Here is an 18097-nt window from a genome sequence, read left to right as displayed (position 1 = left end):
CCACAAATCAACGGTGTCGTAAAAATTGGAAGTATCCGGCCCCTAGACTCGACGGCAGTGCTTGGGCATCACGAGGCATCACGAGGTTCGGAGCTGTCAATTCGACGATTGCTCGCATCCATCTTGCGCCTTAGCCAAAGAGGTTTCCGATCCGTGACACGGCGCCTTTGGCGGCGTTGAAGATGCTGGGCAGGTAGGTGCCGACATTGAACAAGCGGGAGAAATTGGTCAGTGTCGCAAGGTTTGTCGCGGAGTGGACGATGGCCGAACCGGTCCGACCAAGATTCGTCCAGCCCGATTCCATCGAGCCGTAGTTCTGCATTCCAGAGTTTCCGGCGCCGCCCGACAGGGTGTTCCAGAAGCCTGAGTTGTGTCCGAAGTTGCCGAAGCCGGACGAACTGCCGGGACCGGAATTGAAGAAGCCTGACGAGGGGGTGGTGGTCGAGTTTCCGAAGCCCGGGGTGGCTGGGATATCCAGCAGCAGCACCCTGACGGGGCCCACGCTGCTGTGGACATGGATCGGAACTGACGTCGCACCGTCGACTTGGCCGATGGTGATCTCGATGACGGGCATCGTGACGTGGATCGGAATGTTGATGGGCCCGAAATTGAAGTTGCGGAGAAATGGTGTGCTTGCCGTGGGCAGCGGGACCGTGAACTTCTGGAAGGAGAGGAAGCTCAAGTCGACGGGCACGGGGAGATCGACGGGGATGACGATGTCCAAGTTCAGAATTGGGAATTCCGGAATGCCGATTTCGGTGCGGGTGCCCCACAGGCCCTGGTAGTCAGCGTGCCACAAGATGCCGTTGTTGAAGTTGCCCGCATTCAAGGCGCCGGTGTTGACGTCACCCGAGTTCGCCCAACCGGTGTTCACGTCGCCAGTGTTGAAGTCACCGGTGTTGTAGTTGCCAGCGTTGAAGCTGCCCGTGTTGGTGCTGCCCGTGTTGAACATGCCAGTGTTCGAAGAGCCGGGGTTGTAAAGACCTGTGTTCAACGCGCCCGCGTTGCCGATGCCGGCGTTGAACGCTCCCCCATTCCCTAGGCCCCAGTTTCCGTTGCCCGAGTTATCGATTCCCCGGTTGGCGATGCCCGAATTTCCGATGCCGATGTTACCGGTGCCCGAGTTGAACACGCCGACGTTATTGGATCCCGAATTGAACAGCCCTATGTTTCCGGTGCCCGAATTGAGCCCGCCAGCGATATTGACGCCCAGCTGGTTGTGGCCGGTGAGCCCGATGCCGATGTTGTTGTCGCCAGTATTCGCAATGCCGAGGTTGTTGTTGCCGCTGTTGGCAAAGCCGTGGTTGAAGTTGCCGAAGTTCGCCAGGCCAAAGTTGTTGTCGCCCAAGTTGCCCGAGCCGATGTTGTAGTTGCCCAGGTTTCCGGAAAAGACATTGAAGGTGCCGACGTTACCGAAGCCGAGGTTGCTGCTGCCGACGTTACCGCCGCCGATATTTCCGAGGCCGAGGTTTGCGATGCCAAGGTTGGTGATCGGATCGTTGTTGACGAAGCCAGCGAGGCTGGTGCCGATGTTCTGAAAGCCCGAAATACTGTCCGGCGCCGCAAGATTCAGCGTCCCCGTGTTGAGGAGACCGGAGATGCTTCCGCCGAGATTGGACAAACCCGATGTCAGGTCGCCGAAGTTCTTGTAGCCGGACATTCCCGAGGTGCCCGAAGTGAGGTTGAAGAAACCGGACGTGTTGGTGCCGGTGTTGCCGAAGCCCGACACGGTACCCGGACCATTGTTGAAGAAGCCCGACGACGGAACATCTGTTCTATTCCAGAAGCCCGGAACCGGCGATGCGTCGATGAAGGGAAGCTTGATCGGGAACAGACCGGGGGCGGCACCGATGTCGATGACGGGCGTTGCCAGGCCGCCGACACCAATACGTGTACCTACCGGGGCGAGGTCAATCACAAAGTCCGGGAGTGTGATTGGACGGATAGTGACGGCCCTGGCGGCGCTGGACCCAGAGAATTCCACGTCGGCCGTGATCGCTGGCAGGGTGAAACCCTCGGCCCTGATGACGCCGAACGAGCCCGTGATCGGGATATCGAGGTAGACCGGCACACGCAGGTTGAGCGGTATGGGAAGGTCGGGAATGCTCACCGTGTAGTTGGCGCCCGGCAAGCCCTGGAAATCACCGCGCCAGAACATGCCGTTGCTGTAGGTGCCCGAGTTGAAGGCGCCGGTGTTGACATTGCCGTGGTTGGCGAAACCGGTGTTGTATTTGCCCGTGTTGAACCAGCCGGTGTTGTAGAAGCCCGGGTTGAAGCTGGCGGTGTTGAAGCTGCCCGCGTTGAAGCTGCCGGAGTTGTAATCGCCAGTGTTGGCAATGCCGGTGTTGATGTTGCCGGCGTTGAACAAACCTGTGTTGACGTTGCCGGCGTTGAACAAGCCCGTACTGGTGAGACCGGTGTTGCCGATGCCCCAGTTGTCGGTGCCCGAGTTGCCGATGCCAACGTTTTGGGTGCCCGAGTTGAACAGGCCGGAGTTGTTGGTGCCCGAATTGAAGAAGCCGGTGTTGCCGGTGCCCGAGTTCAGCCCGCCATCGAAATCGAGGCCTTGCTGGTGGTTACCAGTCAATCCGATGCCGACGTTGTTGTTTCCGGTGTTCACCAGGCCGACGTTGACGTTGCCGGTGTTGGCCAGGCCCTGGTTGTCGTTGCCCGCGTTGCTGATTCCGACGTTGACGTTGCCTACGTTGGCCAGGCCGACGTTATTGTCGCCGAGGTTTCCGAGCCCGACGTTGAAGGTTCCGACGTTTGCGATGCCAACATTGCCGTTGCCGGAGTTTCCGAACCCAACATTGTTGTTTCCGGTGTTTCCAAAGCCGATGTTGTTGTCCCCGACGTTTCCGAACCCGAGGTTGTTGCCGACATTGGCCAAGCCCACGTTAAGCACCGGCATCGCGGCCGATGCCCCCTGGTCGCCGAGGTTCGCGATACCCGATAGCAGCGAACCGTAGTTATTGAAGCCCGAGGACCCGTTCAACGCCACATTCTGGAAGCCCGAGATGTTGGCACCGACGTTCGAGATACCCGACACCGAGCCGGGCCCCCCATTGAAGAAGCCCGAGGACGGTAAGGCACTGGTATTGAAGAAGCCGGTGGTCGCCTTAAAGTTGAACAACGTCAGGTCAGCGGGTCCGAGGCTGAACGTGATGGGGACAAACATCCTTGTCGAACCATCGGCAGCGCCAATGTTCAGCGAGCTCGCCGGACCGAGAATCCTGATCTCCGGGATGTCGAGCGTTCGAACGGTGGCAGCCCTTATCGGCGATAAGATACCGAGGTCGCCATTAGAACCAATGTGCAAGTCCGACAACGTGATACCGCTGTAAACGGACGTGCCGAGGCCGACCGTGACTGGGATGTTGACGGGAACATCGAGGGTCAATTGTGCGGAAATCACGGGAATGTGAATCCCGTAGCCAGCGCCCCACAGCCCCTGCTGACTGCCCCGCCACAACAAGCCGTTGCTCATGTCGCCGGATAGGAAGGCGCCGGTCGCTATGTCGCCCGAGTTGGCAAAACCGGTGCTGTAGTTGCCGGTGTTGTACAACCCCGAGTTGAAGTCACCCCCGTTGGCGAGGCCGGTGTTGAAGTCGCCCGTGTTGAACGCGCCGGTGTTGTAGCTGCCAGCATTGGCGATGCCGGTGCTGGAAACGCCGGTGTTGAACAAACCGAGGTTGGCGCTGTGGGCATTGCCGATCCCGATGTTGAAGTCACCGGAGTTGCCGATGCCCACGTTCCCGTTGCCCGAGTTGGCGATTCCGATGTTGTTGGTGCCGGAATTGAACAGGCCGATGTTGCCGGTACCCGAGTTCAGCCCGCCAGCTAAATTCACGCCCTGCTGGTTGTTGCCGGTCAGTCCGATGCCGACGTTGTTGTTGCCGGTATTGCCGAAGCCGATGTTGCCGTCGCCGGTGTTGCCCCAGCCCCAGTTGTTGCCGCCGGTATTCCCGTTGCCAAGATTGTTGCTGCCGAGATTGCCGAACCCGAAGTTCACGTCGCCGAGGTTTCCCCAGCCCAGTTTCGTATTGGCGAGGTTTGCGAGTCCGGTGGTGAAGACGGGGCCCGACGGGGTGCTGAACACACCCGCCATCGCGACGTTGGGTGAGCCAGAGACGTCGGTCGCCGTTGCCAGATTCACCACGCTCGTGTTGTAGATTCCCGACACGCTGTCGCCTAGGTTCAGGAAGCCGGATTGCAACGAGCCGAAGTTCTGTACGCCAGAGTTTCCTGACGCGCCCGCCACGCCGCTGTTCCAGATGCCGGAAGCGTTTGCGCCAAAGTTCTGCCAGCCCGAAACACCGCCCCCACCGGAGTTGAAGAACCCCGATGAAGGGTGAGTCACCGTGTTCCCGAACCCAGGTCCCCCGGGAACTCTGAGAAATACGATTTCGCTACCCTCCAGGGCGCCGGAAACGCTGATCGGCAGGTTGATGCCTGGTCCGCCGATGGCGACTACCGCGCTGGACATATTCAGCTCGGAATGACCGAGAATAACGGGGCCGAAAAATAAGCCCCCACCCGGCGCGTCGAGGGCAGGGAATATCTGGCCGGCTCGGGTGATCGGAATTACCGTACCCGGTAAAGTTATTGTTTGATTTATCGGTATAACAAGCGACTGGTTTATCGCGATAGAGGGAATTCTGAGGCTCAGGTCGATGCCAATGTGACCCTGGTTGTCGGACGCCTGCGCGACACCATTATTGAAATCTCCTGAGTTCAGCAGGCCGGTGTTGACATCACCGGTATTGAGTAGCCCGGTATTGATGTGGCCTGGATTGAAGCTGCCCGAGTTTGTGTTGCCGACATTGAAACTGCCCGTGTTGGCATTGCCCGCATTGAAACCTCCGGTGTTGAAGCCACCGCTGTTAAACCAACCCGTGTTAGCATCGCCGACGTTGCCGAATCCCGTGTTTCCGGCACCAGGGTTATGGCTGCCCCAGTTTCCCGCACCGGCGTTGAGAACCCCCCAGTTCCCACTGCCCGAGTTGCCGATCCCGACGTTTCCAGTGCCGGAGTTGAACAGGCCGACATTTCCGGTCCCCGAGTTGAACAGGCCGATATTTCCAGCGCCCGAATTCAGGGCCCCGATCCCAATCTGACCATCGCCGGGGAGTCCGATGCCGACGTTGTGGTTGCCGGTATTACCGAATCCGATGTTGTTGTTCCCGGTATTCGCAAACCCCTGGTTCAGGCTGCCGGCATTTCCCCAGCCGAAGTTATTGTCGCCGAGGTTGCCCCAGCCCTTGTTGAGATTACCCAGGTTGCCAGCACCCAAGTTAAAGGTTCCGACATTCGCGCTACCGAAGTTTTGTACGCCGATGTTGCTGCCGCCGACGTTCGAGCTGCCTAGGTTTCCGAGGCCGAAATTTCCGTCACCGAGGTTCGCATTTCCGATGTTTGCGTTCCCGGTGTTGCCGAGTCCGAAGTTACCCAGCCCGATGTTCCCGAGGCCGTAATTACTATCATTTCCGGACGGCGGCCCGCCGGAGAAACCCGCTATGTTGGCGCCGTTGTTGAAAAAGCCCGAGATGAAGGCCGCCGTCCTCGTCGGCACCAGGCTCTCATTCGCTATACCCGACACGGTGTTGCCCGCGTTGAAAAAACCCGATTGCCGCATCCCGGTGCTGGCTAGGCCGGAGTTGTTGCCGATCGCGTCGACCGCAGTGTTCAGGAAGCCAGAATTGTTGGCACCGGAGTTGAAGAGGCCCGATGCGCTACCGCTGCCGTCGTTGAAAAAGCCCGACGACGGGACGGAGGTCGAGTTGAAGAAGCCCGCGCTGCCGCCGAATAGATGACCGGTGTTGTTGCCCCGCGCCAAGAAGCCGTTGTTGAAGTTGCCCGCGTTGTAGGCCCCGGTGTTGACATTGCCCGAATTCGCGATGCCGGTGTTGTAATTGCCGGTGTTGAAGTAACCCGTGTTGGCCCTGCCCAGGTTGAAGGCACCCGTATTGGAGTCTCCGGGGTTCGAGCTGCCCGTGTTGTAGCTTCCGGTGTTCCCGAAGCCCGTGTTGGCTATGCCGGAGTTGAAGAAGCCGGTGTTGGCGCTACCGGAGTTGCCGATTCCGGTGTTGCCGGTGCCCGAGTTGCCGATGCCGAAGTTTCCGGTGCCCGAGTTGAACAAACCGATGTTGCCCGTGCCCGAGTTCAATCCGCCAGTGAGATTGATGCCTCGCTGATTGTTGCCGGTCAGCCCGAAACCAATGTTGCCGTCGCCGGTGTTGCCAATGCCGATGTTCCCGCTGCCGGTATTGCCGAAGCCGAAGTTCTTCAGCGCTGGCGTCAGCGCCGGACCCACATTTCCGAACCCGATGTTCCCGCTGCCCCGGTTGCCGCTGCCGTAATTTCCGCTGCCGATGTTGCCGAAGCCGATGTTTGCGTTGCCGATGTTTGCGTTGCCGATGTTGCCCTGGCCGACGTTGGCCAAGCCGATGTCGCGAACGAGGGTCCCCAGGCTCGGGATGCTTGCACGGACCGCGCCAACCACCTTCTGCAAGGGCGAGGTGAAGGGCGTCAACACCGAAACGGAGGCGGCGGCGCCGGCGTGGTAGTCGGACATCGCGACCACGTCCTGGGCCCACATCTGCTCGTACTGGGCCTCAGCCGTGGCGATCGCGGGAGCATTTTGCCCGAACAGATTCGAAGTAACCATCTGCGCAAACGCAGCGCGGTTGGCGGAGACGATCTCCGGATGCACCGTCGCCGCCAACGCCGCCTCAAATGCGGACGCCGTCACCTGCGCCTGCTCGGCGGCTTGCTCGGCCTGCGCCGCCGCCGCACGCAGCCACTCCAGGTAGGGCACCGCCGCACCCGCCATCGTCGCCGCCGCCGGCCCCTGCCACGAGGAGGCCGCAAGGCCGACAGTCACCGACGAGAACGAGGTCGCTGCCACGCCCAACTCGACGGCCAATCCCCGCCAGGCGGCCGCCGCTTCTAACATCGGCCCTACGCCAGCGCCGAAGTAGAGCCGCGCCGAGTTGACCTCAGGCGGCAGCACCGCAAAACTCAAAATCTTCCCCCGGGAACCGTTGCCCGCCGCCCCTATGGCGTCGGTGCAGTGACGTCCCGTCGGGGGCGCCTAGCGAGATCGATTATTCAACAGTCGTTTAAGCACCGTCCGGCTTTTTCGGAAATTGCAGTCAAATGAGGGGCGGGCAACCGAAGCACAACGGGTCGTCAGCGGAATTGGTTTGCGAATCTGAGCGTCGACGTTGTGACACTGCAAGTAGAACCTCGGCCACCCGACGCACCGAGATCGTCAGAGAAGTGACGAGCCAGGTGTCCGCCGACAAGAGTCCGTTTAGGCCACCGAGACGATCCGCGCGACCACCTTGCCGCCGCGGCGGACCTCGATCGTCTGTCCCGCCTCAACCCGGTCGAAGTAGCGACCCGCACGCTTACGCAGTTCGTCAAGGTCGATTTCGCCACCGCGGTCCGTCGGCCCCGGGGCCATCCCCGAGTCGTCGACGGACACGATGCGCGCCAGCAACCGTCCGCCGCGCACAACATAGATCGTCTCGCCGGCCGCAACCCGATCGAAGCAGCGCCCAGCGCGCTTGCGCAGTTCGTCAAGACCGACCCACCCGCCGGGTTCCGACCCGTCTTTGACAGATCGCGGAGGAATCGGCGCACCCCGCCCGTCCCCCACCGGCGACATGCGTGCCACCAACTTGCCACGGCGGACGATGCCGATCGTCTCCCCTGCGGCGACCCGCTCGAGATACGTACACGCGTCACTCCGGAGTTGGGTCAGACCAATTACTTCCCGCATTTCACTCGGATCAGGGCGGCCAGTCGGTGGCGAAGAATCGACAAGCTGGCACAGCACCGGAGTGCGCTCCGAATTAGGGCACTCGACGGGCGCCAACCTCTGAGGAATCATCGGGTCAAGTATATGACTGTACGTGCGGTCAGTACAGCCAATCTTTTCCCCTGTCCCCTGACGGCGGACAATGCCAGCCGCGCGGCGAGCGCGTCGTCAACGACTCCACACCAACACGAAAAGCGCTTAAGCCACGCACAATTAGAACGAGTACCTGTTGGACGCAGAATCAGCTCGGCGGCGACAGCATGTCCTTCCATCCGTCATCGCCTGTCTTGGTTGAGTTTTCGACGGAATATTTGACTCCGTCCGGACCTATGAGCTCGCCACGCTGCGGGTTGTATACGGCGGCAGGAGGAGCGCCCGGTGTGTAGACACACGGGTTGGGCTGTTGTCCATTGCATTGCACGACACCAGATCCCGGCCGCGACAACGGGTCGCTGACCGGCGGAGGCGTCCCCGGTACCCGGTCGGCTGGTGCGGGATTCATGCCGTTGTTGACCGACGGCGCCGGGATCACAAAACCTGGCTTCACCGGTTGATCACAGCGTGCGGCGGCCGCCGGGCAGGTGAGAAGTTGGTTGGGTTCGCCATACCAAGGATTGGTGCCCAGCGGAACATACGGGTTGGGGTCCCGACACTCCCGCGGTGTCGCGGCCCGCTTCCCCGGCACATCCACACATGGAAGGTTGCGCGCCCCGCGCACCGCGTTGGCCGGAGTGTCCTGGGGAATCTTGCAGTAGGTTCCGGACGGCATCGGCGCCAGACTGGTGTCGGCCGGCGACCGCCACTGAGACGGCGGCAAAAAGCCGGTCAGACAGGGCGGGGGCTGATTGATCGTCAGTGCGGTGTCGAGCGTCGCGTATCCGGGAAATGGCGCCGTTACGGTCTGACCTTCCGCGGCGCCCTGCGGATAGGACACCAATAGTTGCTCGATGCCCTTGTTGTAGCGCTTGAGCATCTCCAGCACGATCGCGAGGTTCGCCAGGGTCTGCGGCAGCGACTCGCGGACGTCACCGAATACCTCGTTGACCTGATCAGCTGTCGGCGCCGCCTGAGTCAGGATGCGTTGCAGGGACGGGTCGGTTTCCGCCGCCTGCGCGGCCAGGATGTCCAGGTTGCGCGACCAGCGCCGGATCGCGTCGCCCGAATTGATCTGGCTGTCCAGGATCGGCGCCGAGTTTTGAATGATGTCGTTGACATCGGAGATGTTGGTCTTGAAATCGCCCGCGAGAGCCTGAGTCGCATCGACCAGGCGCTGCAGCGCAGGGCCCAATCCGCCTACCGCTTGGGCTGTTTCGTCGAGCACCCCGGCGATCTTGTCCGCGGGAATCGCGGCTAGCCCGCGTTGAGCGGCGTCCAGCGCCGGTCCGATCTCAGTGGGCACCGTGCCGTTTCGGATGGTCTGGCCCGGCTGAAAGTAGTGGTCCGGGTTTCCGGTCGACACCAGGTCCAGATACTGCTCACCGACCGCGGACACCGAATGTACATTCGCCGACGCGTCGATCGGGATCTTGTAGCGGTTGGCAATGCTCATGGTGACTTCCGCTCCCCGCTCGAGGGGTTCCACAGCGGTCACCCTGCCGATGGTCTGGCCGCGATACGTCACGTTGGCCGTCCGGTACAGGCCACCCGACGACGGCAGTTCAGCCTTCAGCGTGTACTGGCCGATCCCCATCGCACTCGGAATCCGTAGGTAATACCAGCCGAGTGCAATCGCCGTGACCAGACTGATCAGGCCGAACAGGATCAGTTGGCGCCAGACGAAGCGGGTCAGCATTGTCTGTCCGCCCTTTCGACCAACGGGCCGCCCGGAACGTCGTTCGGGTTCGGGGTGTACCTGACGTCCGGGATCATCGTTTCGGGATCCCGTCCCCACGATTGCTCGAGCGCACGCAGCGCTCCGGAGAATCCGGTGCCGGTGAGGACTGCGTTGTCGATCGCGCTGAGGGTCAAGTCGAGCGTCAGCGACAGGTTGAAGTAGTCGCCGCGGAATGCCTTGGGCACTGCATCGACATCGAACGGGCGGACGATTAGCAGCTTGAGCGCACGGATCAGTTTTGGCGAACCGCGCCCGAGTTCCCGCAACGGGCATTGCAGGGCAAGCAAAGCTTGGTGCAGGTCAGCTTGCGAAGCGGACAGGTATTGGTCGGCGACCTCGCCCAGCCCGCCTACCGCGTCGACAGCTTCGATCAGCAGGTTCTGTTTGGCGGCGAAATGTTTTATGAGCGGCGGGAATTCGGTGAGAACCCGATCCAGCACGTCGGCGCGAGAACCCACATACGTCAGCAGCCGATTGGTGGAATCGATGGCGCGGGTGATGTCACGGCGTTGCTCGTCGAGTCGGGCGGTGAATGTGTCCAGCTTGTCGAGGAAGGCACGGATCTGGCCGGCTCTGCCGTTCAGAATGTTGTAGACCTCGTTCTGCAGTGATTCAACGTTCGGGATGCCACCCCCGCGCAGGATGGTGGCGATACTGGCCAGCGTCTGCTCGGTGGTGGGGTAAGCCGACGAATGAGCGAGCGGGATGGTGTCGCCGTCCTTCAGCTCCGAGACGGGGTTGGGCGGAACGCCGAGTTCTACGTGCTGAGAACCCAACAGGCTGGTCAGCCCGATCTTCGCCGTGGCGTTCTTGGGCAACTTGACGCTTCTGTCCAGGTTTAGGGTCAGCGTCGCCACCCAGTTCTTCAGTTCGATCGCGCGCACCGTGCCGACAAAGACGTCGGCCACCCGCACCCTGCTGTTGTTGTTCAACGCCAACGTGTCCGGCATCTGCACGTAGATGGTGTAGGAGTGGGGACCACTACCGGGTCCGCCGGGCATCGGCACATTCGCGATGCCGCGCCAGTCCGCGCACGACGTCAGCACCAGGGCCACCGCCAGCACAGCCGACATGCGCCGACACCCATGCCGAGTCCGCACAGCCCAATTCCTCAGGGCCGCAACGCCGCTCACGAGCCCAGTCCCGTCGACACGGCGGCTTCGGCGGGAAGTGGCGGTCCGACAGGGGCAGGCCCCGGAGCGACCGGCGCGGGCGTCGGAGGGACCGGTCCGGGGATCACACCCGGTGCAGGTGGCGGTGGCGGTATCGGTACCTGCGGGGCCTGCAAGCCGATGGGCGGCAACACCGGGTATTCGTCATATGCGTTCGGCGGGCCCGGCGGCGTCTGCAGCCCTGACGGTGGGACGACGGCATCCGGGCCGCCCATCAGTTCCGCCAGGGATTCGGGGGTCAGGAGGCCCGCCGTGATCGGACCCACCTGGACGCCTTGCATGCCCGGCGCGGTGACCCAGCCGTGTTGGGTGTTGCGGTGCGACAGCGGCGTATCGGGCACCCAGATGCCAGGGACGGTCGTGTCCTTGTATCCGTTCGGCGGCTGCAACCGGGGCTCGGAGTAGGCGACGTGTTTGGGCAGGACCTCCGCGGTGCTGAACAGATTCAGCCCGAACGGCAGGTAGTTGAACTTGATCGCGTCGAGAATCGGCCCCAAGTACTGTGCACACAGTTCGGCGGACTCTTGGTAGCCCAGTCGGCTACCGGCCTGAATCATGCTGCACATGAACTGCATTGGGTTCGCAAAGTTGGGGATCGCCGGGATCGACATGAGTGTCCCGTGGGACGGGTGGTAGATCTGGCTGAGGTTCATCTCCAGAGTCGGCAGAACGTGCAGCGCGGTCTCCAACCCATTCAGCGGTTCGGGTTGGACGAGCGTGGTGGTCAGCGTGGCGAGGTTGTCGATGTCGCGGGCCAGCACCTCGCGGTTCTCGGTCAAGAACGGACGCAATGTGGCGAGCAGGCCGTCGAATTGCTGGATCGCGTTGGCCAGATTGCGGTCGGAGGACGTCAATCGGTCGGTGAACTGAGCCAGGTTGTCGTTCAACGCTGCAAACTGTTGATCATCCTTGTGCAGGGCATTGACGAAAAGCGCCAGGCTGTGCACTACGGCGAAGAAGTCGCCACGGCCCTGGTTCAGTGCGGTAAGCGACTGCGACAAGCTTTCCAGCGTGGTGTTGATCTGCTTGCCCTTCCCTGCGAGCCCGTCGGCCAACGATTCGATCAGGTCGCCGAAGGGGCCCTTGGGTTGGTCGGGAGTCGGACCGAGTTTGTCGATGATGTGGGCGACGCTGCCGCGTAGTTCATCCCACTCCGTCGGCACTTGGGCACGCTCGATGGGGATCACCGCGTTGTCGGCCATCACCGGACCACCGTTGTAGGGCGGCTCCAACTGAATACTGCGCGACGCCACCAGCGTTGGGTTCAGGATCACGACGGACGCGTTCGCGGGCACCTTGTAGTTGTTGTTGTAGTGAAACGTGACTCGCATCTTGTTGCCGGCCGGTTCGATCTTGTCGACTGAGCCGACGCGGATGCCCATGATCTGGACCCGGTCCCCGGGATAGAGCGCGTTCGCCTCGGGGATATAGGCGACGACGGTGTTGGTCGTCAATGACTGGTAGTACTGCAAACCCTGGTACCCGGCAACGAGGGCCAGGCCCACCACCAGCACTGCAACGATCTTCCCCACCGGCATTCGGCGGATATCCAAGACGCTGGTCAATTCTGGCTCCCTCCGGTGATGCCGCTGCCTCCCACGCCACCTGGGGTGATGAACGGGGCGGGCAGTTGCTGCCCGGGCCCGGGCGGCGCGGGCGGCCCCGGCGGCAGTCCGGGCGCGAAGGTCGACGGTGGCGGAACGGGACCGGCCGGTTGCAGATTCTCGGTGCGCGCACCCGGCGGAGCGTTGGGTGGCAGCGGTACCGGGGTGCCCGGGACGTCCGGTGGCGCCGCACCGGGCCGGCCGGCGATCGGAATCCCCGGCGTCGGTGGTAGGCCGTTCGGGTTCGGCGGAGATGTCTGAACATCGAGTGGTGCCGGGAAACTGCCTCCGAACGGACCTGCGTCAACACCCGCGCACGGCAACGGATTCCACGGCCGTGGCAGCGCATCAGCCGCTGGCACATACGAACACGCCGTTCCCGGGGGCACGGCCGGCCCCGGATGATCCGGGGTGCCTTCCAGCACCTGCGGTGCGGGCGGCGGTGCACCGTTGGGGAAACGGGTGCCGTTGGGGTCCGGCCAGCGGAACGCGGGCAGGCCGGCGCTGCGCCAGAAGTCCTCCGGGTCGATGCCACGCTTCTTGAAGGCGGCATCCACGAACGGCTGCAACATCCAGTACGGCAGCAGATTGGATAGGACAATCTTGAAGTACGGTCCGGAGGCGACGGATTCGCCCAAACCCGCGGCGAATTGCCCTGCGAAAGTGAGGGTTTGGGCCAAGTCATCGCGCTGCTCTACCAGCACGTCGGTGAGGGTGTGCAATTGCTCCAGCACAAAGTTGAGATTCGGGTTGTCGTTGATGAATCCCTGCACCTGGCTCGATACCGCGGAAATGTTTCCCAACAGCGCGTCAATGGCCCGGCCACGTTCGTTGAACGCGGCCAGCAGCGTCTTCGCGTTGACCAGTAACCGATTGATCTGTTCGCTGCGGTCGCCGAGGACGCTGGCGACCTTATTCGCCTGAGCGAGTAGGTGTTTGACCTGTTCATCACGTTTGCCGATGGTGTCGGAGAAACGGGCCAAACCGTCGAGCGCGGCACTCAGATGCGGATAGGTCTCATCGATGGTTTGCGAGATCACGTTGAGCGACAGCTTGACGGTGTCGACGTTCCAGCCGCTTGCGGCTCGGGTGATGTCGAAAGCCGCGTCGTAGAGCTGATAGGGGGTGGTGGTTTGGCCTAACGCCAAAACCCCTCCGGGCTGCAGAGTTTGGTTTCCGCGCGGCGTGATCTCGAGCACCTTCTTACCCAGAATGGTGTCGGTCTTGATCGCGAGTCGACTCTCGGTGCCAATGGTGTTGCTGCCGATGGAGAACTTGATCAAGACGTGGTTGCCGGCGATCTCCAACGCCTCCACCCGGCCCACATCGACACCGGTTATGCGCACCTTGTCGCCCTTGTTCAGCTGACCGCTGTCGGTGAACTGCCCGTAATAGGCTGGGCTGGCGAACATCATCGGGACACTGGTGAAACTCTGTCCGACGATGACGACCAGGACCAGCACGGAGATACCTATCAGCCCGACACGGCCCCGGTTGAAATCGGTCAGCGTTCTCATTGCGGCGTGCACCTACCGGTCGGCTGCTGCCAGAGTTTGACCGTGCGAACCGGGCCGCCCGGTTGCAGCCCGTTCCACTTGATGGTCAGGTCACACACGTAAAAGTTCACCCAGTCGCCATAGAGGCCGATGCTGCGTCCAATCAGGTTGAGCGCGGTCGGTGTTTTGTGAATCAGGTCGCGGAGTTGGTCTTTTTGGTCGATCAGCGGCTGCTGCAGCGTCTCGAGGTAGTTGATTTCCTTGTGCAGCAAGCCGCGGTTGTCCGCCAGCAACGCGGCTACCGTTCCGGAGGCGTTGCTGATGTTTGCCGTGCCGGCGGCCAACGGGTCGGCGTGATTGCGCAGCCCGCTGATGAGCCGTTCGAAATCGTCGACCGTCTGGTCGAACTCCTTGCGATGCCTGACCGTGGTGTCCAGCACGACGTTGAGGTTGTCGACCACCTCGCCGATCGCCCGGTCGCTTTCGGCAAGGTGCGCGGTTACGCTCGCGGTCTGGTCGAGGATGTCGCTGATGGTGCCGCCCTGACCCTGAAACACGGTGACGATGGCAGACACGATCGTGTTGACCTTGTCCGGGTCGAGTGCCCGGAACAGCGGTTTAAAACCACCGATGAGGGCATCGAGATCCAGCGCCGGCGACGTTCGAGATCGCGGGATCATTCCGCCCGCCGGCAAGACCTGGTCTGCGCCATCGCCAGTGCCGCGTTTGAGTTCCAAGAAACGATTGCCCAGCAGGTCGAGATAGCGGATCTGTGCGGTGGTCGACTCATAAAGCGGTATCGACCGATCGACCTCGAACTCCACCCGTACCCGCTCGCCACCGTCGATCAGCGACACGTTCTTGACCTTGCCGACCTCCACTCCGGAGGCACGGACGAACTGCCCGTTGCGCAGCCCGCTGCCGTTGTCGAATTCGGCGACATAGCTGTTGGTTTTGTTGAAGCGCATCTGGGCGAACACCACGACGATCGTGGCAGTGATCAGCGCCAGCACCAGTGAGACGATGCTGAATTTGATTGCGGTGCCGGCGATTTTCATGGGTTGATCGTGTTGTCTCCGACTTGACGGCCCCACACGTACTCGATTGCGTACGGGGAACCGGTATCTAGGTGGTTGTACGGTGCGAGGCTGGCGCCGGTGTCCACCACCAAGGTCGGCGCCGGCCATAGATCACGGGTGAGCGGCTGCCAGCAGCCGGGTGCGCCGCCAGGACCTCCGCGAGCATTCACCCGCGGCAGATTCTCGGGATACACATAGGGATTCGGCGCTCCGCCTACCACTCCCGCAAGACCCAGCAATCCCTGGGTCAGCACCGTGCCGGCCAATCCGGGGAGGGTGAGCATGCCCCCCAAACCCGACGTCAGCGCGGTCATCGTCTTGAGCGAGTAGCCGTTTCCTCCGCCCGAGGTGTCGTACCCTGCGGGCTCGGCGTCGTGGTAATTACGGATGGTGCAGTAGAAGGAGGGGCTGTAGGTATCGAGCAGCTGGGCGGTGGGCACCAGATCTGCGAGCCCTCGCTGCAGGTAAGGCCCGCCGCGGGCAAAAATGTCTTCGCCGGTGTTGCCCAACCCGGTCGCGGCCAGTAGCGCGGCGTCCAATTCGGCTTCCTGGCGGTGCAGCGTGCGCGCCGTGATGACGGCGTTGTTCAGGGAATCGAGCAACTCCGGTGCAGCGTCGCCGTAGATGTCGCCCAGTGCAGCAAGCCGCTGAATGTCATAGCGAATCTGCGGCATTTGCGGGTTGATGTCGTCGAGGATGGCGTTTCCGTTGACAATTGACTCCCCGAACTTGTCGCCCAAGCCGGCCAACGCCTCCGCGGCGGCAGCCAGCGTTAAATTCAGCTTGACCGGATCCACCTTCTCGGTGATCGAGACCAACGTGTCGAACAAGGTGTTGAACTCCGTCGTGACCTCGTTGGCTTTGATGACATGCCGCGGCGAGATGCGTTCCTCCACCGGGTGGTCCGGCCAGGTCAACGCGACGAACTTGTTGCCGAACACCGTGGTCGCCTTGATATTCGCCGTTACGTTGGCCGGAATCAGGGGGATGTATTTCGGATTGACGTCCAGGGCGAACTTGGCTCCCGGAGTGCCGTCGTCGCGCCGGATCTGTGAAATGTCGGCCACCCGTCCGATTTCCACTCCGTTGTAGGTGACCTTCGAGCCTGGATCCATCACCAAGCCGGCCCGGGGTGCGATCATCGTCAAACGCGTTGTGGGCGTGAACTTCCCGCGAAACTGAAACCACACGAAGGTCAAGACCAGCGCGACGACCAAGAAGAACACCACCGTCGCCGTTTTGTACGGCGGAATGCGCGGCGGGTGCGATTTCGGCGGGACGGGCATGGCGGCTAGACGGTGAGATTGAAGTTCGGGTTCTTGCCGTAGACCGACATGGCGGTCAGTACGACCACAATGACGATGGTGATCAGCGACAGCCGCATCGACCGACCCACCGCTTCACCGACGCCGACCGGCCCGCCCTTGGCGGTGTAGCCGTAGTAGCAGTGGGTGGTCATTACCACGACCGCAACCAGGATCACCTCCGCGAACGACCAAGCCACGTCGTCGAGTCGCAGGAAGGTGTGGAAGTAGTGGTTGTAGGTGCCGGGCGACTGCCCGTAGAACAGCACCGTGGTGGCCTGGGCCGACAGAAAAGCAAGGGTGATAGCCAGCCCGTAGAGCGGAATGATGACGACGAGACCCGCCACCACCCGGGTGGACACCAGGTAGGCGATCGACCTGATGCTCATCACTTCCAGCGCGTCGATTTCCTCGCTGATGCGCATGGCGCCCAGTTCCGCGGTGGCACCAGCGCCGACCGTGGCGGCCAACGCCTGACCAGCGGCCACCGGTGCCACAAACCGCACATTGACCATCGCGGCCAAGAAGCCGGTGAATGCCTCGACGCCGATGTTGCCCAACGACGCGAACCCCTGGATGGCGACCAGTGAGCCTGCGGACAGGGTGATGAAGCCGACGATGGCGGCGGTGCCGCCGGCTACCGCCATCGCGCCGGTGCCCATCCCCATCTGGGCAATCATGCGAATGAACTCTCGGCGGTAGCGGGTCAGCGCAAACGGGATCTGAGCGATGGCGCTCACGGCGAACCAGACCATCTGCCCGATTTCCACCATGTGCCGGGCAGGGGCGTCGCCGTATCGACTGACCGTGGCAGCGGTGCGCGGGAAGCGATTTTGCAGCGCGGTCGTCGCAACCATGTCAATGCCCTGTTCCGAACCGCACACCGATGGTGGTCAGAGCCGCGTTGACCGCGAACAGCGCGATGAAGCACAACACCACGGTCTCGTTGACGGCCGTACCCAACCCCTTGGATCCGCCCTTGACGATAAGCCCGCGGTAACAGCCGACCAGGCCGGCGATCAGGCCGAACGTCGCCGCCTTGACGAACGCGATCACGACCTCGGGCAGGCCGGTGAGCGCTGTCAGCGTGGACAGGTAGGCCCCGCTCGAAACGTTCTGCAAGTACACGCTGAAGAGGTAGCCGCCGCCGAGCCCGACGGCGATCACCAGGCCGTTGAGCAGCACCGCGACGATCGTGGAGGCGACGACGCGGGGCACGACCAGGCGGTGGATCGGGTCGATGCCGAGCACCTCGAGAGCGTCGATCTCCTCGCGGATGGTTCGTGCGCCCAGGTCGGCGCAGATCGCGGTACCCCCGGCCCCGGCGACCACCAGCACCGTCACGATCGGCCCGAGCTGGGTGACCGCACCGATCCCGGCGCCGGCACCGGAGACGTCGGCGGCACCGAACTCGGCCAGTAGCACATTCAGCGTGAAAATGAGCAGCACGGTTTCCGGTATGGCCACGGCAATGGTGGGCAGCAACGACACTCGCATCAGGAACCAGCCGTTCCAGATGAACTCACGCCACTCGAACGGCCGCGCCAACGCTTTTGCCGTCAATACGCACATGCGGAAGAACCCGCCGGCCACCTCCGCCCCGGGCGCCAGCCGGTGGCCAAGTTTGCCGACAAACGCGTTCGAGGCGGTCATCGGCGTTCCCAGCTCCGGCGCGACCGTCCTCGGAGCGATCTCCGACCTAGCGCATCGACTGCTGCCGGGGCGGCCCAATGGTGCCGGCGGGCCGCTCCGGTGTCTGATCCAGGGCCCCAAATCGCCCTCG

The 18097-nt window shown here is 62.4% G+C and carries 10 protein-coding genes; all 10 read right to left on the bottom strand.

Features of this window, described 5'->3' with window-relative positions:
• Nucleotides 1-130: 130 nt before the first annotated feature.
• A complete protein-coding gene (locus G6N68_RS12455) occupies nucleotides 131-7024 on the bottom strand; it encodes a PPE family protein (RefSeq protein ID WP_163712280.1) in 6894 nt (2297 codons plus the stop codon).
• Between the two features lie 291 nt (nucleotides 7025-7315).
• Nucleotides 7316-7786 (bottom strand): type II toxin-antitoxin system Phd/YefM family antitoxin, encoded by a 471-nt coding sequence (locus tag G6N68_RS12450; protein WP_163712278.1) that lies wholly within the window; start codon nucleotides 7784-7786, stop codon nucleotides 7316-7318.
• A 280-nt stretch (nucleotides 7787-8066) separates the two neighbouring features.
• The gene (locus G6N68_RS12445) at nucleotides 8067-9617 is read right to left on the bottom strand and encodes an MCE family protein (RefSeq protein WP_163712275.1); all 1551 of its coding nucleotides are present in this window, start codon (nucleotides 9615-9617) and stop codon (nucleotides 8067-8069) included.
• Complete coding sequence (locus tag G6N68_RS12440; RefSeq protein ID WP_163712273.1) at nucleotides 9611-10732, bottom strand: virulence factor Mce family protein; 1122 nt, start codon at nucleotides 10730-10732, stop codon at nucleotides 9611-9613. The genes G6N68_RS12445 and G6N68_RS12440 overlap by 7 nt, the downstream gene beginning before the upstream one ends.
• A gap of 56 nt (nucleotides 10733-10788) precedes the next feature.
• Nucleotides 10789-12369 carry a virulence factor Mce family protein gene (locus tag G6N68_RS12435; RefSeq protein WP_371871695.1) on the bottom strand — a complete coding sequence of 527 codons (1581 nt, stop codon included), beginning with the start codon at nucleotides 12367-12369 and terminating at the stop codon, nucleotides 10789-10791.
• 23 nt (nucleotides 12370-12392) lie between these two features.
• Nucleotides 12393-13952, bottom strand: a complete 1560-nt coding sequence (locus tag G6N68_RS12430) for a virulence factor Mce family protein (protein WP_163712268.1) — start codon at nucleotides 13950-13952, stop codon at nucleotides 12393-12395.
• On the bottom strand, nucleotides 13949-14989 hold the full coding sequence (locus G6N68_RS12425; RefSeq protein WP_163712264.1) for a virulence factor Mce family protein: 1041 nt from the start codon (nucleotides 14987-14989) through the stop codon (nucleotides 13949-13951). Before G6N68_RS12425 ends, G6N68_RS12430 begins: the two co-directional genes overlap by 4 nt.
• On the bottom strand, nucleotides 14986-16296 hold the full coding sequence (locus G6N68_RS12420; protein ID WP_163712262.1) for an MCE family protein: 1311 nt from the start codon (nucleotides 16294-16296) through the stop codon (nucleotides 14986-14988). Before G6N68_RS12420 ends, G6N68_RS12425 begins: the two co-directional genes overlap by 4 nt.
• 5 nt (nucleotides 16297-16301) lie before the next feature.
• Nucleotides 16302-17171: an MlaE family ABC transporter permease gene (locus G6N68_RS12415; protein ID WP_163712258.1), complete on the bottom strand. Its 870-nt coding sequence runs from the start codon at nucleotides 17169-17171 to the stop codon at nucleotides 16302-16304.
• Between the two features lies 1 nt (nucleotide 17172).
• On the bottom strand, nucleotides 17173-17886 hold the full coding sequence (locus tag G6N68_RS12410; RefSeq protein WP_371871694.1) for an MlaE family ABC transporter permease: 714 nt from the start codon (nucleotides 17884-17886) through the stop codon (nucleotides 17173-17175).
• Nucleotides 17887-18097 lie beyond the last annotated feature (211 nt).

Origin of the sequence: Mycobacterium bourgelatii (assembly GCF_010723575.1) — a bacterium.
GTDB classification, from domain to species: Bacteria; Actinomycetota; Actinomycetes; order Mycobacteriales; family Mycobacteriaceae; genus Mycobacterium; species Mycobacterium bourgelatii.
This window is presented reverse-complemented; position numbering and strand designations above follow the sequence as displayed.

What these genes read in the sequence shown, in the direction of transcription:
- G6N68_RS12450 (WP_163712278.1), bottom strand. Translation starts at nt 7,786, where the DNA reads ATGCGGGAAGTAATTGGTCTGACCCAACTCCGGAGTGACGCGTGTACG.
- G6N68_RS12445 (WP_163712275.1), bottom strand. Translation starts at nt 9,617, where the DNA reads ATGCTGACCCGCTTCGTCTGGCGCCAACTGATCCTGTTCGGCCTGATC.
- G6N68_RS12440 (WP_163712273.1), bottom strand. Translation starts at nt 10,732, where the DNA reads ATGTCGGCTGTGCTGGCGGTGGCCCTGGTGCTGACGTCGTGCGCGGAC.
- G6N68_RS12435 (WP_371871695.1), bottom strand. Translation starts at nt 12,369, where the DNA reads ATGCCGGTGGGGAAGATCGTTGCAGTGCTGGTGGTGGGCCTGGCCCTC.
- G6N68_RS12430 (WP_163712268.1), bottom strand. Translation starts at nt 13,952, where the DNA reads ATGAGAACGCTGACCGATTTCAACCGGGGCCGTGTCGGGCTGATAGGT.
- G6N68_RS12425 (WP_163712264.1), bottom strand. Translation starts at nt 14,989, where the DNA reads ATGAAAATCGCCGGCACCGCAATCAAATTCAGCATCGTCTCACTGGTG.
- G6N68_RS12420 (WP_163712262.1), bottom strand. Translation starts at nt 16,296, where the DNA reads ATGCCCGTCCCGCCGAAATCGCACCCGCCGCGCATTCCGCCGTACAAA.
- G6N68_RS12415 (WP_163712258.1), bottom strand. Translation starts at nt 17,171, where the DNA reads ATGGTTGCGACGACCGCGCTGCAAAATCGCTTCCCGCGCACCGCTGCC.
- G6N68_RS12410 (WP_371871694.1), bottom strand. Translation starts at nt 17,886, where the DNA reads ATGTGCGTATTGACGGCAAAAGCGTTGGCGCGGCCGTTCGAGTGGCGT.